Below are 21466 nucleotides of genomic sequence, written 5' to 3' on the forward strand. Positions count from 1 at the left end.
AAACTATCCTCTTTCATTGTCTTTGATTGCACTAGTATAACAACAGAAAGAATTTTTGTGAACTTCAGCATAGCACCGTTTTAAATAGGTAAAGCGAATACTTCAATCAAATCAAAAAAATTCCAAGTTCAAAACGGAGTAGAACCGTTTAAACTTGGAACTTAAAATTAGATTGTTCCTTTTGCTACTCGCTCCACTAATTCGGCTTGTGGAATTTTCCAAAGTTGCATCCACTTACGTATGGAGGTTACGAGAATAACGAAACCAAGAATTAACATAATAACAGAAAGTGTTCCATTTAAGAAGTTGAATCCAGCACTTTCTGTATTCCAGTAAACGTTTGTCACCATCCAATATCCTGCTACATTCACAGTGATATACAAATAAACTAATGGAATTAAACAAGTTAGGATGTACCAACGCTTTTCTGCAATTTTCAACACAATTGTTACACCAATGATTAAACCGATAGACGCCATTAATTGATTCGACACACCGAACAGTGCCCAAACAGAGCTAATATCTCCCGAGTAGAGTAAATATCCCCACATGAAGCAGGCTAACGCACTTGCAAAAATATTTGCCCATAAGGAATCTGTACGTTTTAAAGGTTTAAAGAATGTTCCACCAAAATCTTGGATAAGATAACGAGCAACTCGTGTCCCCGAGTCAATCGCAGTTAGGATAAAGACGGCTTCGAATAGAATAACAAACTGATAGAAAAACGATGCCATTTTCTCAAAAATTGGAATCTCAGTGAAGATATATGTCATTCCGACTGCTAGTGTAACTGCACCACCAGTTCTTCCTTCAAGATCCATTCCAATTTCTTCACTTAGTTTATCTAAATGTACTGTTTCCATTCCTAAAGTTGCAAATTTCTCAGGAGTTGAGTTTATCGCAAAATAATCTCCTGGCATTAATGATACAGCTGCAATCAATGCCATAATTGCCACTAAACACTCTACAAGCATCGCTCCAAAAGCTACACCTTTAATATCGCTCCAACGATTAATCATTTTTGGAGTTGTACCTGACCCAACGAATGCATGGAACCCTGAAATTGCTCCACAGGCAATCGTAATCGAAATGAATGGCCAAACTGGACCAGCAATGATTGGACCACCACCATTTATAAATTCAGTAAATGCAGGGAACTGAACTTCAGGGTTTACATAGAATACCCCAATGATTAAAGCTGCAAATACACCAATTTTCATAAATGTACTTAAATAATCGCGAGGTGCCAACAATAACCAAACTGGCAAAGCTGCCGCAAAAAATGCATAGATTGGCAAAGCAAGAGCAATTGTACTCTTTTCTAATGTTAAGAAATCTCCGAGTGCTGTGCCCTGAATATTTGGCCCCCAAAGGATAGCCGCCATAATAAGTCCGAACCCTACGATAGTAGCACCTTTTAAATTGCCTGTTTTTTTATGATACAATCCAACACCCATCGCGATCGGAATCGTAATTCCTACAGCAAATGTTCCCCATGGATTTCTCTCTAAAGCACTTAGTACAACTAATGATAAACCTGCCATTGTAATTGTGATGATAAATAACATTGCGAGTCCTGCACAAAATCCCGCAACTGGCCCTAGTTCTTTTTTTGCTATTTCTGATAAAGACTTTCCACCTTGACGCATGGAAGCAAAAAGCACGACCATATCGTGAACGGCTCCCCCGATTACCGCACCAATCAGAAGCCATAGCAATCCAGGTAAATAACCGAACTGCGCTGCAAGTATTGGCCCAACTAACGGTCCCGCCGCAGCAATCGCCGCAAAATGGTGACCAAACGTGACCCATTTGTTCGTGGGTACATAATCTTTCCCATCCTCCAGTTCATGCGCCGGAGTAGGTTTTGAATCATCTAGTTTTAAAACCTTAGCTGCCATGAACGTTCCGTATAAACGATAAGCTATTAATAGTATACAGATAGAACCTATTACAATTGTAACCGCATTCATTTCTTTCTTCCCCCATCCTTCTAGTCTATAATAATCATACTAAATACTAGTATAATAAATTCCATTTATAGCTGAATTACAAAAATTCAAGGATGAAATGCAAATATTAAGAAATGAAATACAAATTGACTTCGCCTAGACATAATTTCTTCCAGATATTAAATTTAGCCGTTGTCGCGTGGATGCGACAACGGCTAAATTTATTCTAATAATCCCTTCAAATTCTGTGACACCCTGTTGTGCCTTGAACCAACAGGATATTAGTCATGCAATCGTTGCTGTAAAAGTACTTTTACGGCGAGCTCTGCGTAGGAACAAAGGTCTTTTGCGACGAGCTTGCGCAGGAGCAAAGGTCTTTTGCGACGAGCTTGCGCAGGAGCAGGAATCTTAGAAAGAACTCCTTTTATGTGAAGTTACTATTTGCTGAGTCAAGTTGAACTTAAAAACCAACGTGCATTTTAAATTCTTTTATGTAAGTCCTACTTACCGGAACTTTTGATTTGTCTTTCAACACTAAATTATATGTTGAATTAAACCACGGATGAATTTCAACGATATGATCCAGATTCACGATAAAACTTCTATGAACTCGCATGAATTGCGTTTGTTGTAATTTTTTCTCAATCACAACGAGGGAATCACTAACGATATATTCATCCGTCATCGTCTTAATCTTGCACTTCCCTTCAAAAGATTCTAAATAGATGATTGAGTCATTTTCAAGTAATACTATTCGCTCATCCACAAGGACAGCTATTTTATCTGTACTAGCTTTTTTTATAGAAGGTGAAAAAGTTGTTTTTTCAGTACCTATTTTTCCTATTTGAATAATTTTCTCGAGTGTTTGGCGAATACGTTCTTCATCAAAAGGCTTCAAAATATAGTCAATTGCGTTTAACTCGAAAGCTTGTAAGGCATATTCATCATACGCTGTTGCAAAAACAATTGCTGGAGTAGGGTTTAGCATAAGTAATTGCTTAGCTAAATCCAATCCATTATCGCCATCCAAATCAATATCTAAAAATACAAGATCTGGTTTATGTTTAGATATTGATTTGACAGCGTTTACAAGACTATCTGCTTCACCAACTATTTCAATTTGTTTACTTTCCATAAGTAAATATTTCAATTCATCTCTTGCTAATGGTTCATCTTCAACTATAAATGCTTTCAACATGTTGCTGTAATACTCCTTTACTATCAAGCGGAATAGAGATTTTAATAGTCGTTCCTCTATTCATTTCACTCGCTATTTCAAAACTTGCCTTGCCATTATAAATTCCTGATAAACGTTTACTAATATTATAAATTGCAGTGCCTGTTCCTTTTTTAGACATGATCGTCTGTTTACCTAATATAGACATTTTATTTATTGGAATTCCTTTTCCATTATCCTTTACAATAATATGCAGATCATTATTCAAAGTGTAAATCTCAATGGCTATCATTCCGATTCCTTCTATATTAGTAAAAGCATAATTGATTGCATTCTCTACGAGTGGTTGCAATGTAAACGGAGGAAGCAATACTTTTTCAATACCGGGTTCTATTTGAAGATCAATTTGATATTTATCCGGAAATCGTGTTTGTTCTAGAGATAAGTAGGACTTCACATTTTCTAATTCTTTTTCTAAAGGAATGAGCATCTGCCTAGCCCCTTGTATATTCCCTCGCAAAAAGGAACTAAGCTCCAGTAATAATTTCCGTGCTTTTGGGGCGTCAGTGCGACATAAAATAGAAATAGAGTTAAGACTATTAAATAAAAAATGCGGATGAATTTGGGATTGTAATGCTTTAATTTCTGCATCTTTTAACAATTTTGTTTGTCTTTCAGCTTCCGCTAACTCTAATTGAGTTGAAAATAGATTGGCAAGTCCCTCTGCTAGTTGCTGTTGAATATCATCTAACTTACTCGGTTGAATAAAGTACATTTTTAGTGTTCCTGCTGTTTTATTTCGCATTTTTAAAGGTAAGACGATTGCTGCTTCCAATGAACAATTACTCTCTGAACAATAAATTTCTTCTTTTAATTTTGCCACGGCAATTTCACCGTTTGCAAGCACTCTTTTCGTTAAACCTGTTATAAAATGTCCGCCTGGAATATGGTGGTCTGATGCTGCTCCAACATGTGCGAGCACTTGAAGTTCATCTGTTATGGAAACCGCATCTGCATCGGTCAAGTTCAACATGATTTCTGCAATCTCTTTACAGGAACTTGTATTTAATCCTTGCCGGAAGAAAGGCAAGGTTTGATCAGCAATATAGAAAGCTTTGCTCGTTTGGTTTGCCCGTGCTCGTTCTTCATCACGAATAATTGAACGGATTATATACATAAAGAGAAACATTCCTAAGCCGTTCACTAAAATCATCGGAATGCCAATAACTTGAACGAGTATCCATGCCTCTTCAAAAGGGTCACTTAATGCTAAAATAATAAGCATTTGAACAGCTTCCAATGTCATTCCTAAAATAGCCGCGTTGATCGGCGTAATCTTCTTCTCTACATTAATTTGTCTTCGAGAAAAATAGCCCGAAACAATTCCTGCTACTACAACAGCCAGTGAACACGCTAATGCTGTAAAGCCTCCTAGAGAGTATCTGTGAATACCTGCGATTAAACCAGCACCGAAACCAACGACGGGTCCCCCTAATATTCCGCCAATGACTACGCCCATTACTCTTGTATTGGCAATTGCATTATCCGGATCAATTCCTGTGAGCCATCCGCTATTAACAATTATTCCGTGCTGAATCTCGACTCCTGTATAGTTACTAATAATTCCGAGGGTCCCAAAAAGTAAAATTAGTATTATTTTTTCGCTATTTTTATGTTCATTTTTAATAATTTGTTGAAATGATTTCAATTGAGAGAGTAAAAAAGCAACAATTACGATAATCCCTACTTTTTCTATCATTAATGTAGCTAAAACTAAGATCATTGCTATCTCCCCTGTTTCGTAATATTCTAACATCTTAATGATACTTGAAATCAGAACATAACAAAACCTTTATTTAAGTCGATGGAATGTCTTATCTTTGCTCGGTTATTGTTTGCCATGTCGCAAAACTAGAATTTATACACAAAAATACAAATAAAAATGTATTTCTAATTGCACCGCAATTGCGGTGCTTTTTGTCTAAATAAAGATATAGCCCAGTTCATTGAACTGAGCTATATCTTTATTTATTTTCAACGCTTATAGAATTAAAGCACCCGTTAGCATATTAAGAACTTTTTATATTGTACTTTCTTTTATCCATGTCCAAAATTCGGTAACTTCCGAATACTGATATCAAGAAAAGTAAAATGATAAATAAAACGTAAATTGATAATCTATTGATTTCTTGTAATCCTTCGCCGTTAGCCACTACCCAAACGAATAATCCAAATAGCATCAAGTAACAAAATACATTAGGAATAATCCATGCGATTTTTAACTTTGTGTTTTTCAAAAATATTCCCCCTCAAACTATCTACGAATATCAGCATGAATAGATTCCAAATAAGTATTTCCTTCTTAAACTAAACTGCTGCATTAGTGAAAAAGCGACTGTTCTTATTGAACAATCGCTTTAATAAGACTTTAATTTCTTCTTTTTTGTAAGTGCCCAAGCGAATAAAACCCATAGTATGATGGCACACACATTTAATAATAATTTTAAAACAACAAGTCCAAATAAAATCATTAAAAATACAATAATACTAAATAAAATTGCTAAAAATAAAGATGTTTTTACCTTACCTTGTTTAGCTAAGAAAAATTGCAATATACAAACAATAATTCCTATAACAACCAAAAGATTAGCTATAATCTTCACCTTATCTATTCTATTTTATCTAAATTGACTTTACCCTACTGTTTAACACAAAGATATAATTACCTTTTTCAATCAAACTGCCTCTTGATGCTCTGTGCAAGAATGCTTTTTATGCTCCGAACCCACGAATGCCAATTATAACTATTAACAAACCATAGCCTATAACAATAAGCGAAATCATTCCCATTCCAACATACTTTAATGAACCACTTTCTTTTGTTTTGACACCTTTAACGCCTAACACAAAACTTGATATCCATAAAGCAAGCCCTGTGAAGAAATAAGGGTTGAAAACTCCATTATTTCCTTGAGAACTCAAGTAAAATAGCAAAATTCCTGCTATAGCTAAAATAAAAGATAACAGTCCATATTTTTCCTTCAAAGCATCTTCATCCCTCTCTATTAAGTTATTTATTACTTCGGAACCTTATCGGTTAATTATTTATCGTTGTTAGAATTTCCCTAAACAAGCATATGGCATGTTCATACTGTTATTGCTTAGCTATTTTGTCTGTTTTAGAAGTCCAAAGAAATCAAAAAGAGATTCAACAATTAATTACTACTTCTAATCTAATTTTCTATTGTTAAGAATAAATAAAAAATACCCCTTTGATATTTTATTATATCATCGGGGTATTTTTCGTCTATTAATTTATGCGTGAACGTAAGAATGCATGGATGAATGGATCTAATTCACCATCAACAACTGCATGAACATTTCCGCTTTCTTCATTTGTACGATGATCTTTTACCATCGAGTATGGGTGGAAAACATAAGAGCGGATTTGGCTTCCCCATCCGATTTCTTTTTGTTCACCGCGAATTGCTGCAAGTTCGGCTTCTTGTTCTTCGATTTTTAATTGATACAATTTCGATTTCAATAACTTCATCGCATGCTCACGGTTTTTAATCTGTGAACGTTCCGTTTGGCAAGTAACAATGGTATTCGTTGGAACGTGTGTAATACGAACCGCTGAATCCGTCGTATTAATATGCTGACCACCAGCACCGGTTGCACGATACGTGTCAACTTTCAAATCTTCTGTACGAATTTCAATCTCAATCTCATCATTGAATTCCGGCATAACATCACAAGAAACGAAAGATGTATGGCGGCGACCAGATGAATCGAAAGGAGAAATACGTACAAGGCGATGTACACCTTTTTCTGCTTTTAAATAGCCATATGCATTATGCCCTTTTATAAGCAATGTAACGGATTTAATACCTGCCTCATCGCCTGGTAAATAATCGAGCGTTTCTACTTTAAATCCGCGTTTATCAGCCCAACGCTGATACATACGAAGTAAAATGGAACCCCAGTCTTGTGACTCGGTACCCCCAGCACCTGGATGCAATTCTAAAATCGCATTATGCTTGTCGTATTCTTCACTTAATAGCAATTGTAGCTCGAAGTCACTTAGTGCGCTTGTGAACTCTTTCAGTTCTGAGCCAAGTTCTTCTTGTAATTCCTCATCTGGCTCTTCTTTGATAAGTTCAAGTGTCATTTCTAAGTTTTCTTGTGTAGATACAAGATCATTGTATTGCTCTACAATGGCTTTCAGTGCATTCATTTCATTAATTATTTTTTGGGCAGCCTGTGCATCGTCCCAGAAATCAGGAAATGTCATTAACTCCTCTAACTCTTGTATACGAACCTCTTTGTTTTCTAAGTCAAAGAGACCCCCTAAAGTCTTCCAATTTCCCTGCTGTTCGATCCAATTCATTTCGTACTACTGCTATTTCTACCATATTATTTATTCCTCCGACTTTCCTAAATTCAAGTAACTGTTGATAATATTCTATTCAGTTACTAGCTAGCTTCAGCGGCTATGTCTACCCCTCGGGGCAGACATAGCCGCTTTTCGCATTTTGTTACTGCCCTGTTCCATGACAGTTTTTAAATTTCTTTCCGCTTCCACATGGGCATATATCATTTCGTCCAACTGCTACTTCCTTGCGAGTTGGTTTTTTCTTAACGGGTCCACCTTCTTCTTTTGGATTTACCGCTTGCCCTTTTGCTACTTCTTCGCGTTCTAGATTGTTTCTAATTTCTGCTTTCATTGCATATTTCGCAACATCTTCTTGGATGGAATCCACCATTGCTTCAAACATGGCAAATCCTTCACTCTGATATTCACGAAGTGGATCTGTTTGCCCGTATGCACGTAAATGAATACCTTGACGTAGCTGATCCATTGCATCGATATGGTCAATCCATTTAGAGTCAATCGAACGAAGTAAAACGACTTTCTCAAATTCACGCATGCGCTCTGGAGTCATTTCTTCCTCTTTTGCATCATAGAAGCGAATTACTTCTTCTTTTAATTTATCAATCATTTCGTCTGGGGACAGATTCTCCAGATCACTCTGTGTAATGACACCTTCTGGCAATAAATTCGCTTGTACGTAGTCTATTATTCCTTTTAAACTCCAGTCAGCGTTATTGTCCGAAGCAGTATTAGAGCCTACTAAACGCTCAATTGCACCGAAAATCATCGATTCCACAAGTGCACGCATATTTTCGGTTTCTAATACTTCATTTCGTTCTTTATAAATAATTTCACGTTGCTGACGCAAAACATCATCATATTGTAATAAGCGTTTACGCGAGTCGAAGTTATTACCTTCTACACGTTTTTGTGCGGATTCTACTGCACGAGAAACCATTTTCGATTGGATTGGTTGCGAATCATCCATGCCTAGTTTAGACATCATATTACGCATATTGTCCGAACCGAAACGACGCATTAACTCATCTTCCATTGATAGGTAGAATTGTGTCACCCCAGGATCTCCTTGACGACCAGCACGTCCACGTAGCTGATTATCAATTCGGCGTGATTCATGGCGCTCCGTACCAATTACTGCTAAACCGCCAGCTTCTAAAACACCGTCGCCTAGTTTAATATCGGTACCACGACCAGCCATGTTAGTCGCGATCGTAACCGATCCTAAATGACCTGCAGTCGCAATAATTTCCGCTTCGTGTTCATGGTTTTTGGCATTTAATACACTATGCTTAATCCCATGTTTTGTTAACAATTTGGAAATAATTTCTGATGTTTCAATGGCTACCGTACCAATTAAAACAGGTTGACCATTTTTATTTCGTTCAGCTATATCTGCAGCAACTGCTTCAAACTTACCGTTCATCGAAGCATAGATTAAATCTGCACGGTCATCCCTAGCTATCGTACGGTTTGTTGGAATCGCAATAACATTCATATTATAAATATTACGGAATTCCTCTTCCTCTGTTTTTGCCGTACCAGTCATACCTGATAATTTATCATACATACGGAAAAAGTTTTGGAACGTGATTGTTGCCATTGTCATCGATTCATTTTGAATTTCCAATCCTTCTTTTGCCTCAATCGCTTGATGTAGCCCGTCGCTATAACGACGTCCTTTCATTAAACGACCTGTAAATGAGTCAACGATCACAACTTCTCCGTCTTGCACAACATAGTCCACATCTAAATGCATCGAAGCATGTGCTTTCAATGATTGATTGATCGCATGATTTAGACGAACATGCGTCAAATCAAATAAGTTGTCAATATTAAACGCTTTTTCTACTTTTTCTACCCCAACATCTGTTAGCGTAACGCCTTTTGTAGATTCTTCATACGTATAATCCGTTTCGATAATGAGTGTACGGACAAACGCATTTGCTTGCTTGTACAATAATGCTGCTTTATTTGCTTGACCTGAAATAATTAATGGCGTTCTTGCTTCATCGATTAAAATGGAGTCAACTTCATCAATTACTGCATAGTGAAGCGGACGTTGTACCTTATCTTCTTTGTATAACACCATATTATCACGCAAATAATCGAAACCAAGTTCATTATTCGTGGAATACGTAATATCCGCTGCATATGCTTCACGTTTTTCTTCTTTTGATAATGAATTTAAATTCAAGCCTACAGACAAACCTAAGAAATTATACAATTGTCCCATTTCTGCAGCATCACGGCTAGATAAATATTCATTGACCGTCACAACATGCGACCCTAGCCCTGGAATTGCATTTAAATACACAGACATCGTAGAAGTAAGGGTTTTCCCTTCCCCTGTTTTCATTTCTGCAATGTTTCCTTCATGAAGCGCAGCTGCACCCATGATTTGTACGCGGAAAGGGTACATGCCAAGTACACGCTTAGCCGCTTCACGTACTACTGCAAATGCTTCTGGTAGCAATTTGTCTAGTTTTTCTCCTTTTGCATAACGAGCACGGAATTCTTCGGTTTTTGCAGTTAGTTGTTCATCCGATTTTGCTTCCATTTCGCTAGCTAGTGCTTCAACTTGATCCGCAATTTTTTCTAATCGTTTTATTTCACGTTTATTTAAATCGAATACTTTATTTAATACACCAAGCATCTATATTCACTTCCCATTTAGTCTTACTCCCCATTTTACCATTCGATAGAAAGTCACGCAAATAAGCAAATTTACAATTGGGTAATGACAAGTTCAAATTGTTGTCCTCTTTGTTGTTTTTTGAAGTTTTCCACTTGCTTTCTGATGGAGGAGAATTGAGCGAAAGCTACTCTATACAACACTGGAAATACTATCTTTAAGTTCCAATTCACGTTAAATAAAAAAACTTTCATTATTAATGAACTTCTTATAATGGAATAATTAGGTGTCCACTGTGATTTCCGCTTCAGGCGGACGCTTTCCGCGGGGTGAGCGTTGAGCCATCACCGCCGCTAACGCGTACGTTGTGATGTCTCATCTTCTCACTCATCCCGCAGGAGTCGCCGCCTTCCGCTGCAATCAATAGAACTCGCTAACTAATTAGTATCTATACTGAACAGATCTAGATTTATCAAGACCAGCGTGCCAAATCACAGTAGTATATACTTTTACAATGTGGAGATTCAGTAAATGGCTTAAAGCAACGGACTTGTCATTGATAGCAACCAATACTATTCCGAAAGCAATCATTTCACATATTAAATACTTCACTTGTCACAAGAAGACATTTTCTAATTAGCAATAATATATATTGGGCAGAGAATGATTTTAACTAAGTCATCGCTATGAGGGGTTGATAATTCTATTGCTCTTTTAGTGCTCTATCGAATTTAACAATTGATTAGTCAGCAAGATCCTTTGATTGAAGCGAAAGGGCGGCGACTCCAGCGGGAATAGCATGAGCTGAAGACCCCGCAGGAGCGAAGCGACGAGGAGGCTGAAGCCATGCCCGCGGAAAGCGTCCGCCCTGCAGCGGAAATCCTAGCGGCAGCTTTTTAATGGGCAACTTATATAATTTTATTATTTCTTTATCCGTAAAAAAACTCCCCTCAAAATTAGAGGAGAGCTTTTGTGGTCAATTAATATTTAATTTGTCTCAATTAAGCCGTACTTACCGTCTTTACGTTTGTAAACGATATTAGTGCCGTCTGATTCTGCATCAGTGAATATGAAGAAATTGTGACCAAGCATATTCATTTGTAATACTGCTTCTTCTTGATCCATTGGTTTTAAATCGAATTGTTTTGTACGTACAATATTATATGCTTCTTCATCCGACTGTTCTGCTGGCGTGTCTGATGCCTCTACTGTGGCAAAAAATGAAGCGACGCCTTCTCGTTCACGGAATTTGCGATTTACTTTTGTTTTATATTTACGTATTTGACGTTCTAGCTTGTCTACGATGAGATCTACAGCAGCATACAAATCTGAATGGCGCTCTTCCGCTCGTAGTGTTAAATTTTTCATAGGAATCGTTACTTCTACTTTCGTTTGCTTGTCATTGTACACCTTCAAGTTGACATTGGCTGTTGCTTCGATTTCTTCGTTGAAGTAACGATCTACTTTCTCAATTTTACCTTCAACATGTTCTCGAATTGCAGGAGTTACCTCAATATTTTCCCCACGAATGTTAAAGTTTAGCATGAAAACTCCTCCTTTAAATTTAACTCTATATATATGATTCAACATCCTAACCAAAATATCCTTCTTACTTTTAAGATTTTATTTATTTTTTGTCGAATCATGTAATAATCTTTACTTTCTCATGTTCATCGATTTTCTCCCCAGATTTTTTAATTCCCTAATAATTAATTGCTCTGTATAAGTGTCCCCGGGTAAGTTAATACCATACTCAGATCCATTTATTTTCCGGCGAGACCAGACAAACTCGCCTACCAAATCAATCGGTGATTCGTCTAACGTAAAATTGAGTTCTACATGGATTTGTTTGTCGATCGCAATGGAATACTCAGTAAAAATTTTTAAACCATGTGGACTTATGTCGATAATTTCGCAAATACCCTTTTTGGAAATTTCTTTTTCAGTAAGTCCATTTGCATCTTTTATTAATCGAAAAGTTGCTTTGCATGGCTCTGTAAAGGTATAGCGGAAGGATTCATTCCTTTTATATTGCATTTTTTTCTCCCCCTTACTATGAGTCGTTTTTTCTCCATTATGACGAACAGCATCACTTTTTTCAATTATTTTTGTATGACTCAGTTAAACAATACTGTATTATTTCCATTTCAGGCGCACATTTTCAACTGATTTCAAAAATCGAGAGTAGAAAATAACACTGTATTCAGAATAAAAAACGCTCTATCGTAAATTATACGATAGAGCGCTTGAGTATATGTTTATTTGTTTATGGCTACTGTTACATCCGTCACTCGTTTAGCTCCAACATAGCGTTTTCCCCAATAATGTGAATCGTTCAATTTATCAATTTTCACGCCTTTTGAAGTCGATGAATGGATAAACTTATCGTCGCCTATGTATATACCAACATGTGATACACCTTTACCCGATGTATTAAAGAAAACCAAATCTCCAGATATTAAATCAGCCTTGTCCACTTTTGAACCTGATGCATGCATACCTGATGAACTGCGAGGTAGACTGATTCCTAGCCCTTCGTATACATATCCTACAAATCCTGAACAATCAAATCCTTCTTTTGTATTTCCACCGCTGCGATATTTAATCCCTATTAAGTTTTTAGCTGTTGCTACTAATTCTTTTGAGTCTACTGAACTTGATGCTTCAGTATGTCCTGCGAATGGTGCTGTAACTAAAAGTATAGATAAGACGAATATTGCAATGACTTTTTGCGACATAGATTTGATATTCATAGTGTTCCTCCGGGCGACTAAAGTTTTCAGATAATTTATCTAAATTCATCTTAACATGCTTTAGAACCTTATAATTTTACATTTGTGTAACAATTACATTACAAAATAGCAGATTATGTTTGAAAGAAAAAAGCCCAAAAAGTCAGGGAAATTGACTTTTTAGGCTTCTGATATAACGAAACGTGCGGTAGATTCTTCTAGAATTGTTGCTTGTTCGCTAATATCACTGATTAATGCTGATAATGATTCAATCGTTTGTACATTTGCTACTAGTAACTGCACCGTTTGTTCCATTTCAGTTGTATTTGCTTCGATAGATTCTGTTAACTCAAAAATTAGTTTTTCAGACATATCCTTTTCTTGCTCAATTGTCATAATAGAATCTGCCATATGATCATTCTGATTTTTGGACTCTCGAATGAACGAAACAATTGTATCAAATTTTTCATGTAATAATTGGAAGGATGTCGCATTATTTTTGGATGTAGAAAGCCCTTCTGCAAAAACAATTTCCATTTCATGTCCTTGATGTGAAATAGATGTAGAGATATTGTTAATCGTATTCGCAGTAACCGACACTTCATCCGCCAGCTTTTTAACTTCCTCTGCAACGACTGCAAATCCTTTTCCGTGCACGCCAGATCTTGCGGCTTCGATACCTGCATTTAACGCAAGTAGATTTGTTTGCTTGGAAATTGATTGAACGATAGATGTCATTCTTGCTATTTCTTCTGTACGTTCTTGTAGTAATTTTCTCTCTTTATCTGCTGCCTTAAATAGCGACCTTAGATGTGCCGCTTCAGCTGCTGCTTTTTTCATGGCATCTGCACTTGCATCTGCGACTTCCACCGCAAATGAAGCGTGATTATTTAAAGCTACTGCTTTTTCTGAAACACTCTCAAATGTTCGTGAAAACTCCTCAAGAAATGCTCGAATTCCAATCGACGCTTGCTTTTGCTCCATCATACTTACACTTGCTTCATTTATAGCCATTTGTACAGTATTGGAGCTTGCCACTGTTTCGGCAGAGTATGCTTTTAATGTTGTACTATCTATACTTAACTTTTCTGCTGTCAATTTAATCATTTGAACCATTTCAGTTAGATTATTTTTCATTTCATTCATCGCAATGGATACTTCGCCAATCTCGTCTTTTGTCGTAATATGTATTGGTTTTACAAGTAGATTTCCTTTTGAAATTTCTTTTGCCGATGATGCAACATTCGTTAATTGCTTTCTTATTTGGCTATTCGTCAGTAACAATAACATAATCGAGAATAAACCAGCTATTAAGAAAGAAGCAACGACTATGACAATCGTATTTTGCTGGCTGGCATTCATTTCATCTATTATTAATTGTCGATTATTCGACTCTTGCTCTCTTGTAGCATCGAGCATTTCTATTAATACATTGTACTTTTCATTGATCGATTGAAGCTGGCGGCGTTTTGCGACATTTTCTTTATTGACAACCGAACTTTTTAAATTGTTTTCATAAGTTGTTTGGATGCCGTTTAATGTCTGTGTGAAAGTATCCCAATCTATATGCGCCATCCGCGAACTCACAGTCGGTAATAGCTGTGCCAAATTTGTTTTCTTCGTTTCATAATCCTTGTCGAATTCCTCTAATGGATCGCCCGCAAAAAGGGAAATTGCTATGTATAAACTAGCTACCTCTGCCCGCATAATATCTGCGTTCTCGACATTTTCTGATGATATCTCTAATTTATCGGACAGTTTTTGGTTGTGAATTACTTGAATAATTAATAAGACCGTCATAATGCCGAATAAGAAGAAAGAACTAAAAATTGCAATTAAATACTTCGTTCGCAACGGAATGCTAGACCATTTTTTCATAGGTAATGAGACCTCCCATTAGGAAATATAGCATATTTCTGCGTAGAAAAGACGACGTTTTTATAAACTTAACATGAATTTTACAATGACTATTTCGAACATTCAATGTACGATAGAATAATAGATAATAGAAAGGGTGTTGAACATGGATTTAGGTTTACAACATAAGCGCGTTATTGTAACAGCATCAAGTAAAGGACTCGGTAAAGCAACTGCCCTCCAATTTGCAAAAGAAGGCGCTAAAGTGCTTATCTCTAGTAGAAATGAAGAAGAGATCAAGCATACTGCCGAGGAAATTAAAGCAGTAAGCAACAATGAGCATGTCTATTATTCGGTATGTGATGTGACAAAAGAAAACGACATAGACCGACTTTTCGAAACAGCAATCGCTAAATTAGGCGGAGTCGATATTCTTGTCAATAATGCAGGCGGCCCTACTCCTGGCGGGTTTGGTCAAGTAACTGATGAAGATTGGCAAAACGCATTTGAGAAAAATCTATTAAGCTATATCCGTTCGATTCGTTTAGCACTCCCATACATGAAAGAACAAAGTTTCGGGCGAATCGTCAACATTTCTTCTTCTTCAACAAAAGAAGTATTAGACGGTCTTATTTTGTCGAATACATTCCGTTTAGGGATGGTCGGTCTTTCTAAAAGCATTGCACGGGAGTATGGAGATAGCAATATATTGATAAATACAGTCGGACCAGGTCGAATTCAAACAGATCGCGTGACAGAACTCGACCAAATTGCTGCCCAAAAGCAAAATTTGTCGATTGACGAAATTAGAGAAGGATATAAAAAAGTGATTCCAGTTGGAAGATACGGGGAACCGGAGGAATTTGCAAAAATTGTCGTATTCTTATGTTCGGAAGCAAATTCGTATATGACTGGCCAAAATTTGGTTGTAGATGGTGGAACATTGAAAGCACTATAGAGGGAGAAGACTCAAAAGCTTAGGCTTTTGAGTCTTTTTTGATGGGACTAGATGGTTTGTCGTGTTGGGAGGTGGGTTTGTCGTGTTCACGGGGGAGTTTGTCGTGTTCGAGGTTCGTTTTGTCCCGTTCGTCTATCGTTTAGTCGTTCTAAGCCATTTACTGGAAATCGTTCAATTAAAAAAGTTGTCTCCCGATTGGAAGACAACTCTTTTTTTGCTATTTATTTGACGATTAGTTTGATTTTATTTTGCGATGGGTCTTTCGTGATGTACATACCGTTTTCTTCTGTAACAGGTGCATCAACTGATTTCAAGTTTTCAATTGCGGTATTTAATACTTCATTGCTTGGATAAACTAATGTGTAAGCTTCTAGTCCTACAACGTTTTCTGCTGCAGCTGGTGCGCCTTCTCCAGCCCATGTGTTCATTCCGATATGGTGATGGTATTTACCTGTTGCCATAAATAACGCACCTGGATACGGAGTCACAACTTCAAATCCTAGTGCATTATAAAATTTTTCCGCTGCTGCTATATCAGCAACATGCAGGTGGATATGTCCCATTACCGTTCCTTCTGGTAGTCCGGTCCATTTTGTGTTTGCACCTTCTGCTAAAATACTTTGTGCATCAATCTGAAGTGTGTCCATTGCAACATATTCACCGTTCCATTTCCACTCTGTATCAGGACGGTCGCTGTAAATTTCAATGCCATTACCGTCTGGATCATTTAAGTAAAGAGCTTCACTTACTAAGTGATCTCCTGCTCCAACGCGAATGTTGGTTTCGACAAAGTGTTTTAATACGGCACCAAGATCGGCGCGAGTAGGAAGCAATAATGCGAAATGGTATAGCCCTGTTGTTTTTTGTTGTTTTGGTTCAAAGTCTGGTCGTTGTTCGATGGAAAGTAGAGCTGTTTTTCCGTCTGCTGTTAGAAGTGCTTTGTTATCTTGCTTTTCAAGTACTTTGAATCCAACTACTTCTTGATAAAACGTAAGTGATTCTTCTAAATTCATTACTTTTAATTCTACTAGTTCTACGAATGTGTAAGGTTTATTTTGATATTTCATTTATTATTCTCCCCTTTTAAGTTACTTTTCGTAAGTAATTATATTTTAGTTACTTAATAAAGTCAAGTTAGTATGCCTCTATTATGGACTGAAAATCAGGAAAAACACACTCAGTTTCTGCAAATCGCAAGATAGGGTGCTGAATCGCAAGGTACTACGTTCAAATCGCAAGATGGTTATGCTGAATCGCAAGATCATTTCCTTTACTATTAAACATTTTCTCTCTTTTCTGCTACTTTGCTGATTGGCGCAATATTTGGTCCCTTACTCGCAACATCCGTACTCGTTCGCGCAATGTACTATTTCATATGCGCAACATTTACTTCCGTTTGCGCAACATTGCTAGTAATCGTAATGACCGCACCCACACAAAAACCACTAGTCTCAATCAACTAGTGGTTCTTGTCGTAGTTTATTTTGCTAATGGAACTTGGAATGACAAATGCTGACATTCTGCTAGTTTGCTGATGTCAAAGTTACCTCCGCTTACGATGATTCCTACATTTCGTGCTGCGGATGGTAAGTGTTGGTTCAACACTGCCGCTACTGCTGCGGCTCCTGCACCTTCAATAAGTACTTTTTCGCGTTCGAGCATGAAGAGGATTGCGGATGCAATTTCTGCTTCGGATACAGTGATCATGTCATCTACGAGGGATTGAATAATTTTAGTCGTCAGCTTTCCTGGTACTCTCACGTTGATCCCTTCTGCAATCGTTTTGCCTTGGAACGGGACTAATCCACTATTTATGCCTTTAAACGCGGTTACAATAGCTGAGGAATTGGCTGGTTGAACGCCTATGACTCGTATATCAGGACGAGTTGATTTCACTGCAAGTAATGTACCTGCAAGAAGTCCTCCTCCACCAGCCGGCACAACAATCGTATCTATTTCTGGACGCTGTTGCAGCATTTCCATAGCTACTGTCGCTTGGCCTTCGATAATGGCTAAATCGTCGAATGGATGGATGAACGTTGCCCCTGTTCGAAGCTGTTCTTCTCTTGCTGCAACATAGGCTTCATCGAAATTTTGTCCGACTAGCTTTACTGTAGCACCATATCCTTTTGTCGCATTTACTTTCGTTTCCGGTGTTCCGATTGGCATGAAAATCGTGACTGGCACATTGCGTGCTTTTCCAGCATAAGCAACTCCTTGGGCGTGATTTCCTGCGGAAGCGGCGATTAATCCATTCTCGCATTCTGCTTCCGTCAGCTGAGATACTTTATTCATTGCACCTCTTATTTTAAATGAACCCGTTTTTTGCAAGTTCTCTAATTTCAAGAAAACTTTTTTTCCTGTGCATTCATTAAAAGTAGTTGACATTTTACACGGTGTACGATGAACGAACCCCGATACTTTTACAGATGCTTCAAATAAACCTACAGTGTCGTATGAATTCCCAACAAAACCATCTCCTAATTTGCTAATTTTTTGTTTTCAAAAGCTTTAATATGATCTTCATATTGGAAGGTCAATGAAATTTCATCCCATCCATTTAGAAGCATTTTCTTTTGGTATGGATCGATGTCGAATGAATAGACAACACCATCCGCTCCTGTTACCGTTTGTGTTTCGAGATTCACCGCAACATTATATGCTTCTTTACTTAATATCGATTCCACTTCATCGACAGACAACTTAATAGGAAGAATGCCATTTTTCATGCAGTTATTATAAAAAATATCTGCGAAGCTTGGTGCGATGACTACGCGGAAACCATAATCAAGAATTGCCCACGGAGCATGCTCACGTGAAGATCCGCATCCGAAATTATCATGCGCTACTAATATAGTAGAATCTTTATAACGCTCGTCGTTTAATACAAACTCGCTAGGATTTCCTTCTGCATCAAAGCGCCAATGGTAGAATAAGTACTTGCCGAAACCAGTGCGCTCAATTCTTTTTAGAAATTCCTTTGATATAATTTGGTCTGTATCGACGTTTTTTTGATTTAAAGGGGTAATGACACTTTTTACTTCATTAATTGGCTCCATTGGTTTTCCTCCTTATGCGTTTAATAGTAGGGGTTTAAACCCCTACTGAATCAAGTTGAAATTTGCGAATATCTACAATATGACCTTCGATTGCTGCTGCGGCTGCCATTGCTGGGCTCATCAGATGTGTTCTAGATCCTGCACCTTGACGACCTTCGAAGTTACGGTTGGACGTAGAAGCACAATGTTCGCCAGCTGGTACAATATCGTCGTTCATCGCTAGGCACATACTGCAGCCTGATTCGCGCCATTCAAATCCTGCATCAAGGAAGATTTTGTCGATACCTTCTTGTTCTGCTTGTTTTTTCACGGTTTGTGATCCTGGAACAACGATTGCTTTCACTGTTGGATGTACTTTACGTCCTTCAATTACGCTTGCTGCTGTGCGCAAATCGCTTAGACGAGCGTTTGTGCATGAACCGATAAATACATTGGTAATTGCAATATCCGTTAATGGCATTCCTTGTTCAAGACCCATATAAGTAAGTGCTTTTTCATGCGCTTGTTGATCGCTTGCTTCTGCAAAATCTTTCGTGAATGGAATATGGTTGGAAACACCTGAACCCATAGAAGGATTTGTTCCCCAAGTTACGAAAGGTTCGATTTCGTCAGCAGAAATTTCAACTGTTTTATCGTAAACTGCTCCTTCGTCTGAAGCGAGTGTCAACCAGCGAGCTGCTTCTTTTTCAAAAGCTTCACCAGTTGGAACATGTTCGCGACCTCTTAAGAATTCAACTGTCGTCGCATCTGGGCTGATTAAACCCGCACGAGCTCCAGCTTCGATGGACATATTACAAACTGTCATACGTTCTTCCATCGATAGATTGCGAATTGCTTCGCCAGTGTACTCCACGATATATCCAGTACCCATATCGATACCAAACTTCGAAATAATCGCTAGAATAATATCTTTTGCTGCTACTCCGAAACCTAGTTCTCCTGTTACTTTGATTTCCATTGTTTTTGGTTTTGCTTGCCATAGTGTTTGAGTTGAAAGTACATGCTCAACTTCACTCGTACCGATACCGAAAGCAATCGCACCGAACGCACCATGTGTAGATGTGTGGCTATCCCCACAAACAATCGTTTTTCCTGGTTGTGTTAATCCAAGCTCTGGACCGATAATATGCACGATACCTTGATCTGGATGGTTCATATCGGCAAGTGGAATCCCGAATTCTTCACAGTTTTCTTGCAATGTATTTATCTGCTTGCGAGCAATTTCATCTTTAATCTGTTCTCTATTACGAGTATTACGAGTTGGTACGTTATGATCCATCGTTGCATAGCAAAGATCCGGACGACGAACTTTGCGATTGTTTAGTCGTAACCCTTCAAAAGCTTGCGGAGATGTCACTTCATGGAGTAAGTGTAAATCGATATAGAGAAGGTCTGGTTTACCTTCTTCCTCATATACTACATGTTCATCCCAAATTTTCTCAATTATCGTTTTTGCCATTTTAGTTCCTCTCCTTTTGGTTAGACATACGTAAACATAATGCTATCGGATACAAATTCTGAGTCTAATTCTTCTAATACTTTTGCTGTCCATTCCGTTGTGGAAAGAACTCGTTTGCCTTCCATTTGTAAATCACCTGTGAAGTTACCGTCATTTAGTACATTAAATACCGCTTCTTCTACTGCTGCAGCTTCTGTTTCCATTTGGAATGCTTCGCGCAGCATCATTGCTACAGAAAGAATAGTTGCGGCTGGGTTTGCTTTGTTTTGCCCTGCAATATCAGGAGCGGATCCGTGGACTGGTTCATATAAACCAAAACCATCTTCTCTTGTACTTGCAGATGGTAGCATCCCTAGAGAGCCTGTAATAACAGAAGCTTCATCACTTAAAATATCACCAAACATATTTTCAGTGACAATAACGTCAAATGCATCCGGCTTCGTGATTAATTTCATCGCAGTCGAGTCAACAAGCATATGCTCCACTTCTACATCTGGATATCCTTGTTTTTTCTCTTCTACAATTTCTCGCCATAGTTTACTAGAATCCAGTACATTCGCTTTATCGACAGAAGCAAGTTTACCTCTGCGGCTTCTAGCAAGTTGGAAAGCAGTATCAACGATTCGCTCGATTTCTTCACGTGTATAAACAAGTGAGTCCAATGCGTAATCTTTTGTTTTCTTACGTGGTTCTGCGAAGTATAAACCACCCGTTAATTCACGAACGATAACTAAATCAACCGATTCTGCAATCTCCTTTTTAAGTGGTGACGCTTCTAGTAATGCAGGAATCGCTTTTACTGGACGAATATTTGCATACAGTCCAAAATGTTTGCGAATTGCTAGTAATCCTTTTTCCGGGCGTAAATGAGATGGATTTTGATCCCATTTCGGCCCACCAACAGCACCTAAGAGAATGGCATCACTTTCGCTACATAAGTTAATCGTTTCTTCAGGAAGTGGATTTTCGCAAGCATCAATTGCCGCCCCACCAATTAAAGCGTATTGCAAGTTAAACGTATGGTTATATCGTTTTTCAATAGCTTGAAGCACTTTGACAGCTGCTCCAGTTACTTCTGGACCGATACCATCTCCTGGTAATACTGTAATCGTCTTTTCCATCTCATTCACTCCCGTTTATTTGTCTGGACTTCAGGCGCCAGCCGCTCAAGGTCAAATGTGAAATTACTGCTCCTGTGCGAAGCTCGTCAACTCTGTCGCGGCTTGAGTGGCACCTTCCACTTT

General features: G+C 37.9%; 18 protein-coding genes. 1 reads left to right on the top strand and 17 read right to left on the bottom strand.

What is annotated here, in order from left to right; all coding sequences use genetic code 11:
* Positions 1-167: 167 nt before the first annotated feature.
* The 12 genes from BMZ04_RS02235 to BMZ04_RS02290 form a co-directional block, all read right to left on the bottom strand.
* Complete coding sequence (locus BMZ04_RS02235) at positions 168-1973, bottom strand: carbon starvation CstA family protein (protein WP_093264657.1); 1806 nt, start codon at positions 1971-1973, stop codon at positions 168-170.
* Between the two features lie 439 nt (positions 1974-2412).
* Positions 2413-3150, bottom strand: coding sequence for a LytR/AlgR family response regulator transcription factor (locus BMZ04_RS02240; RefSeq protein ID WP_093264662.1), 738 nt, complete (start codon positions 3148-3150; stop codon positions 2413-2415).
* Entirely contained in the window at positions 3128-4909 is a 1782-nt protein-coding gene (locus tag BMZ04_RS02245; RefSeq protein ID WP_093265465.1) for a sensor histidine kinase, read from the bottom strand. The genes BMZ04_RS02240 and BMZ04_RS02245 overlap by 23 nt, the downstream gene beginning before the upstream one ends.
* A 289-nt stretch (positions 4910-5198) precedes the next feature.
* On the bottom strand, positions 5199-5426 hold the full coding sequence (locus BMZ04_RS02250; RefSeq protein ID WP_093264666.1) for a hypothetical protein: 228 nt from the start codon (positions 5424-5426) through the stop codon (positions 5199-5201).
* Positions 5427-5546: 120 nt separating this feature from the next.
* Positions 5547-5792: a hypothetical protein gene (locus tag BMZ04_RS02255; RefSeq protein WP_143128257.1), complete on the bottom strand. Its 246-nt coding sequence runs from the start codon at positions 5790-5792 to the stop codon at positions 5547-5549.
* Positions 5793-5901: 109 nt separating this feature from the next.
* On the bottom strand, positions 5902-6174 hold the full coding sequence (locus tag BMZ04_RS02260) for a hypothetical protein (RefSeq protein ID WP_093264676.1): 273 nt from the start codon (positions 6172-6174) through the stop codon (positions 5902-5904).
* A gap of 265 nt (positions 6175-6439) precedes the next feature.
* Positions 6440-7544, bottom strand: a protein-coding gene (gene prfB / locus BMZ04_RS02265) for a peptide chain release factor 2 (RefSeq protein WP_143128258.1) whose coding sequence is annotated in 2 segments (ribosomal slippage) — positions 6440-7468 and positions 7470-7544 — 1104 coding nt in all. Because the reading frame shifts where the segments join, the coding sequence is not laid out codon by codon here.
* Between the two features lie 123 nt (positions 7545-7667).
* Positions 7668-10178, bottom strand: a complete 2511-nt coding sequence (gene secA / locus BMZ04_RS02270; protein WP_093264681.1) for a preprotein translocase subunit SecA — start codon at positions 10176-10178, stop codon at positions 7668-7670.
* A 966-nt stretch (positions 10179-11144) separates the two neighbouring features.
* The gene (gene hpf, locus BMZ04_RS02275) at positions 11145-11702 is read right to left on the bottom strand and encodes a ribosome hibernation-promoting factor, HPF/YfiA family (RefSeq protein ID WP_093264685.1); all 558 of its coding nucleotides are present in this window, start codon (positions 11700-11702) and stop codon (positions 11145-11147) included.
* 111 nt (positions 11703-11813) lie between these two features.
* Positions 11814-12194, bottom strand: a complete 381-nt coding sequence (locus BMZ04_RS02280; protein ID WP_093264690.1) for a PilZ domain-containing protein — start codon at positions 12192-12194, stop codon at positions 11814-11816.
* Between the two features lie 221 nt (positions 12195-12415).
* Positions 12416-12910 carry a C40 family peptidase gene (locus BMZ04_RS02285; RefSeq protein WP_093264695.1) on the bottom strand — a complete coding sequence of 165 codons (495 nt, stop codon included), beginning with the start codon at positions 12908-12910 and terminating at the stop codon, positions 12416-12418.
* A gap of 159 nt (positions 12911-13069) precedes the next feature.
* Positions 13070-14767, bottom strand: a complete 1698-nt coding sequence (locus BMZ04_RS02290; protein ID WP_093264699.1) for a methyl-accepting chemotaxis protein — start codon at positions 14765-14767, stop codon at positions 13070-13072.
* A 145-nt stretch (positions 14768-14912) separates the two neighbouring features.
* Between BMZ04_RS02290 and BMZ04_RS02295 the strand changes: the two genes are divergently transcribed.
* Complete coding sequence (locus BMZ04_RS02295; RefSeq protein ID WP_093264704.1) at positions 14913-15704, top strand: SDR family oxidoreductase; 792 nt, start codon at positions 14913-14915, stop codon at positions 15702-15704.
* 221 nt (positions 15705-15925) lie between these two features.
* Here BMZ04_RS02295 and BMZ04_RS02300 read toward each other — a convergent pair whose 3' ends face one another.
* The 5 genes from BMZ04_RS02300 to leuB form a co-directional block, all read right to left on the bottom strand.
* Positions 15926-16771 (bottom strand): VOC family protein, encoded by an 846-nt coding sequence (locus tag BMZ04_RS02300; protein ID WP_093264709.1) that lies wholly within the window; start codon positions 16769-16771, stop codon positions 15926-15928.
* A gap of 412 nt (positions 16772-17183) precedes the next feature.
* Positions 17184-18197 (bottom strand): threonine/serine dehydratase, encoded by a 1014-nt coding sequence (locus BMZ04_RS02305; RefSeq protein WP_255367781.1) that lies wholly within the window; start codon positions 18195-18197, stop codon positions 17184-17186.
* The gene (leuD, locus tag BMZ04_RS02310; protein WP_093264718.1) at positions 18185-18763 is read right to left on the bottom strand and encodes a 3-isopropylmalate dehydratase small subunit; all 579 of its coding nucleotides are present in this window, start codon (positions 18761-18763) and stop codon (positions 18185-18187) included. Before leuD ends, BMZ04_RS02305 begins: the two co-directional genes overlap by 13 nt.
* Positions 18764-18797: 34 nt before the next feature.
* Positions 18798-20222 (bottom strand): 3-isopropylmalate dehydratase large subunit, encoded by a 1425-nt coding sequence (gene leuC, locus BMZ04_RS02315; RefSeq protein WP_093264723.1) that lies wholly within the window; start codon positions 20220-20222, stop codon positions 18798-18800.
* 20 nt (positions 20223-20242) lie between these two features.
* On the bottom strand, positions 20243-21343 hold the full coding sequence (leuB, locus tag BMZ04_RS02320) for a 3-isopropylmalate dehydrogenase (protein WP_093264727.1): 1101 nt from the start codon (positions 21341-21343) through the stop codon (positions 20243-20245).
* Positions 21344-21466: the final 123 nt, after the last annotated feature.

The organism is Psychrobacillus sp. OK032 (assembly GCF_900111345.1).
Taxonomy (GTDB): domain Bacteria; phylum Bacillota; class Bacilli; order Bacillales_A; family Planococcaceae; genus Psychrobacillus.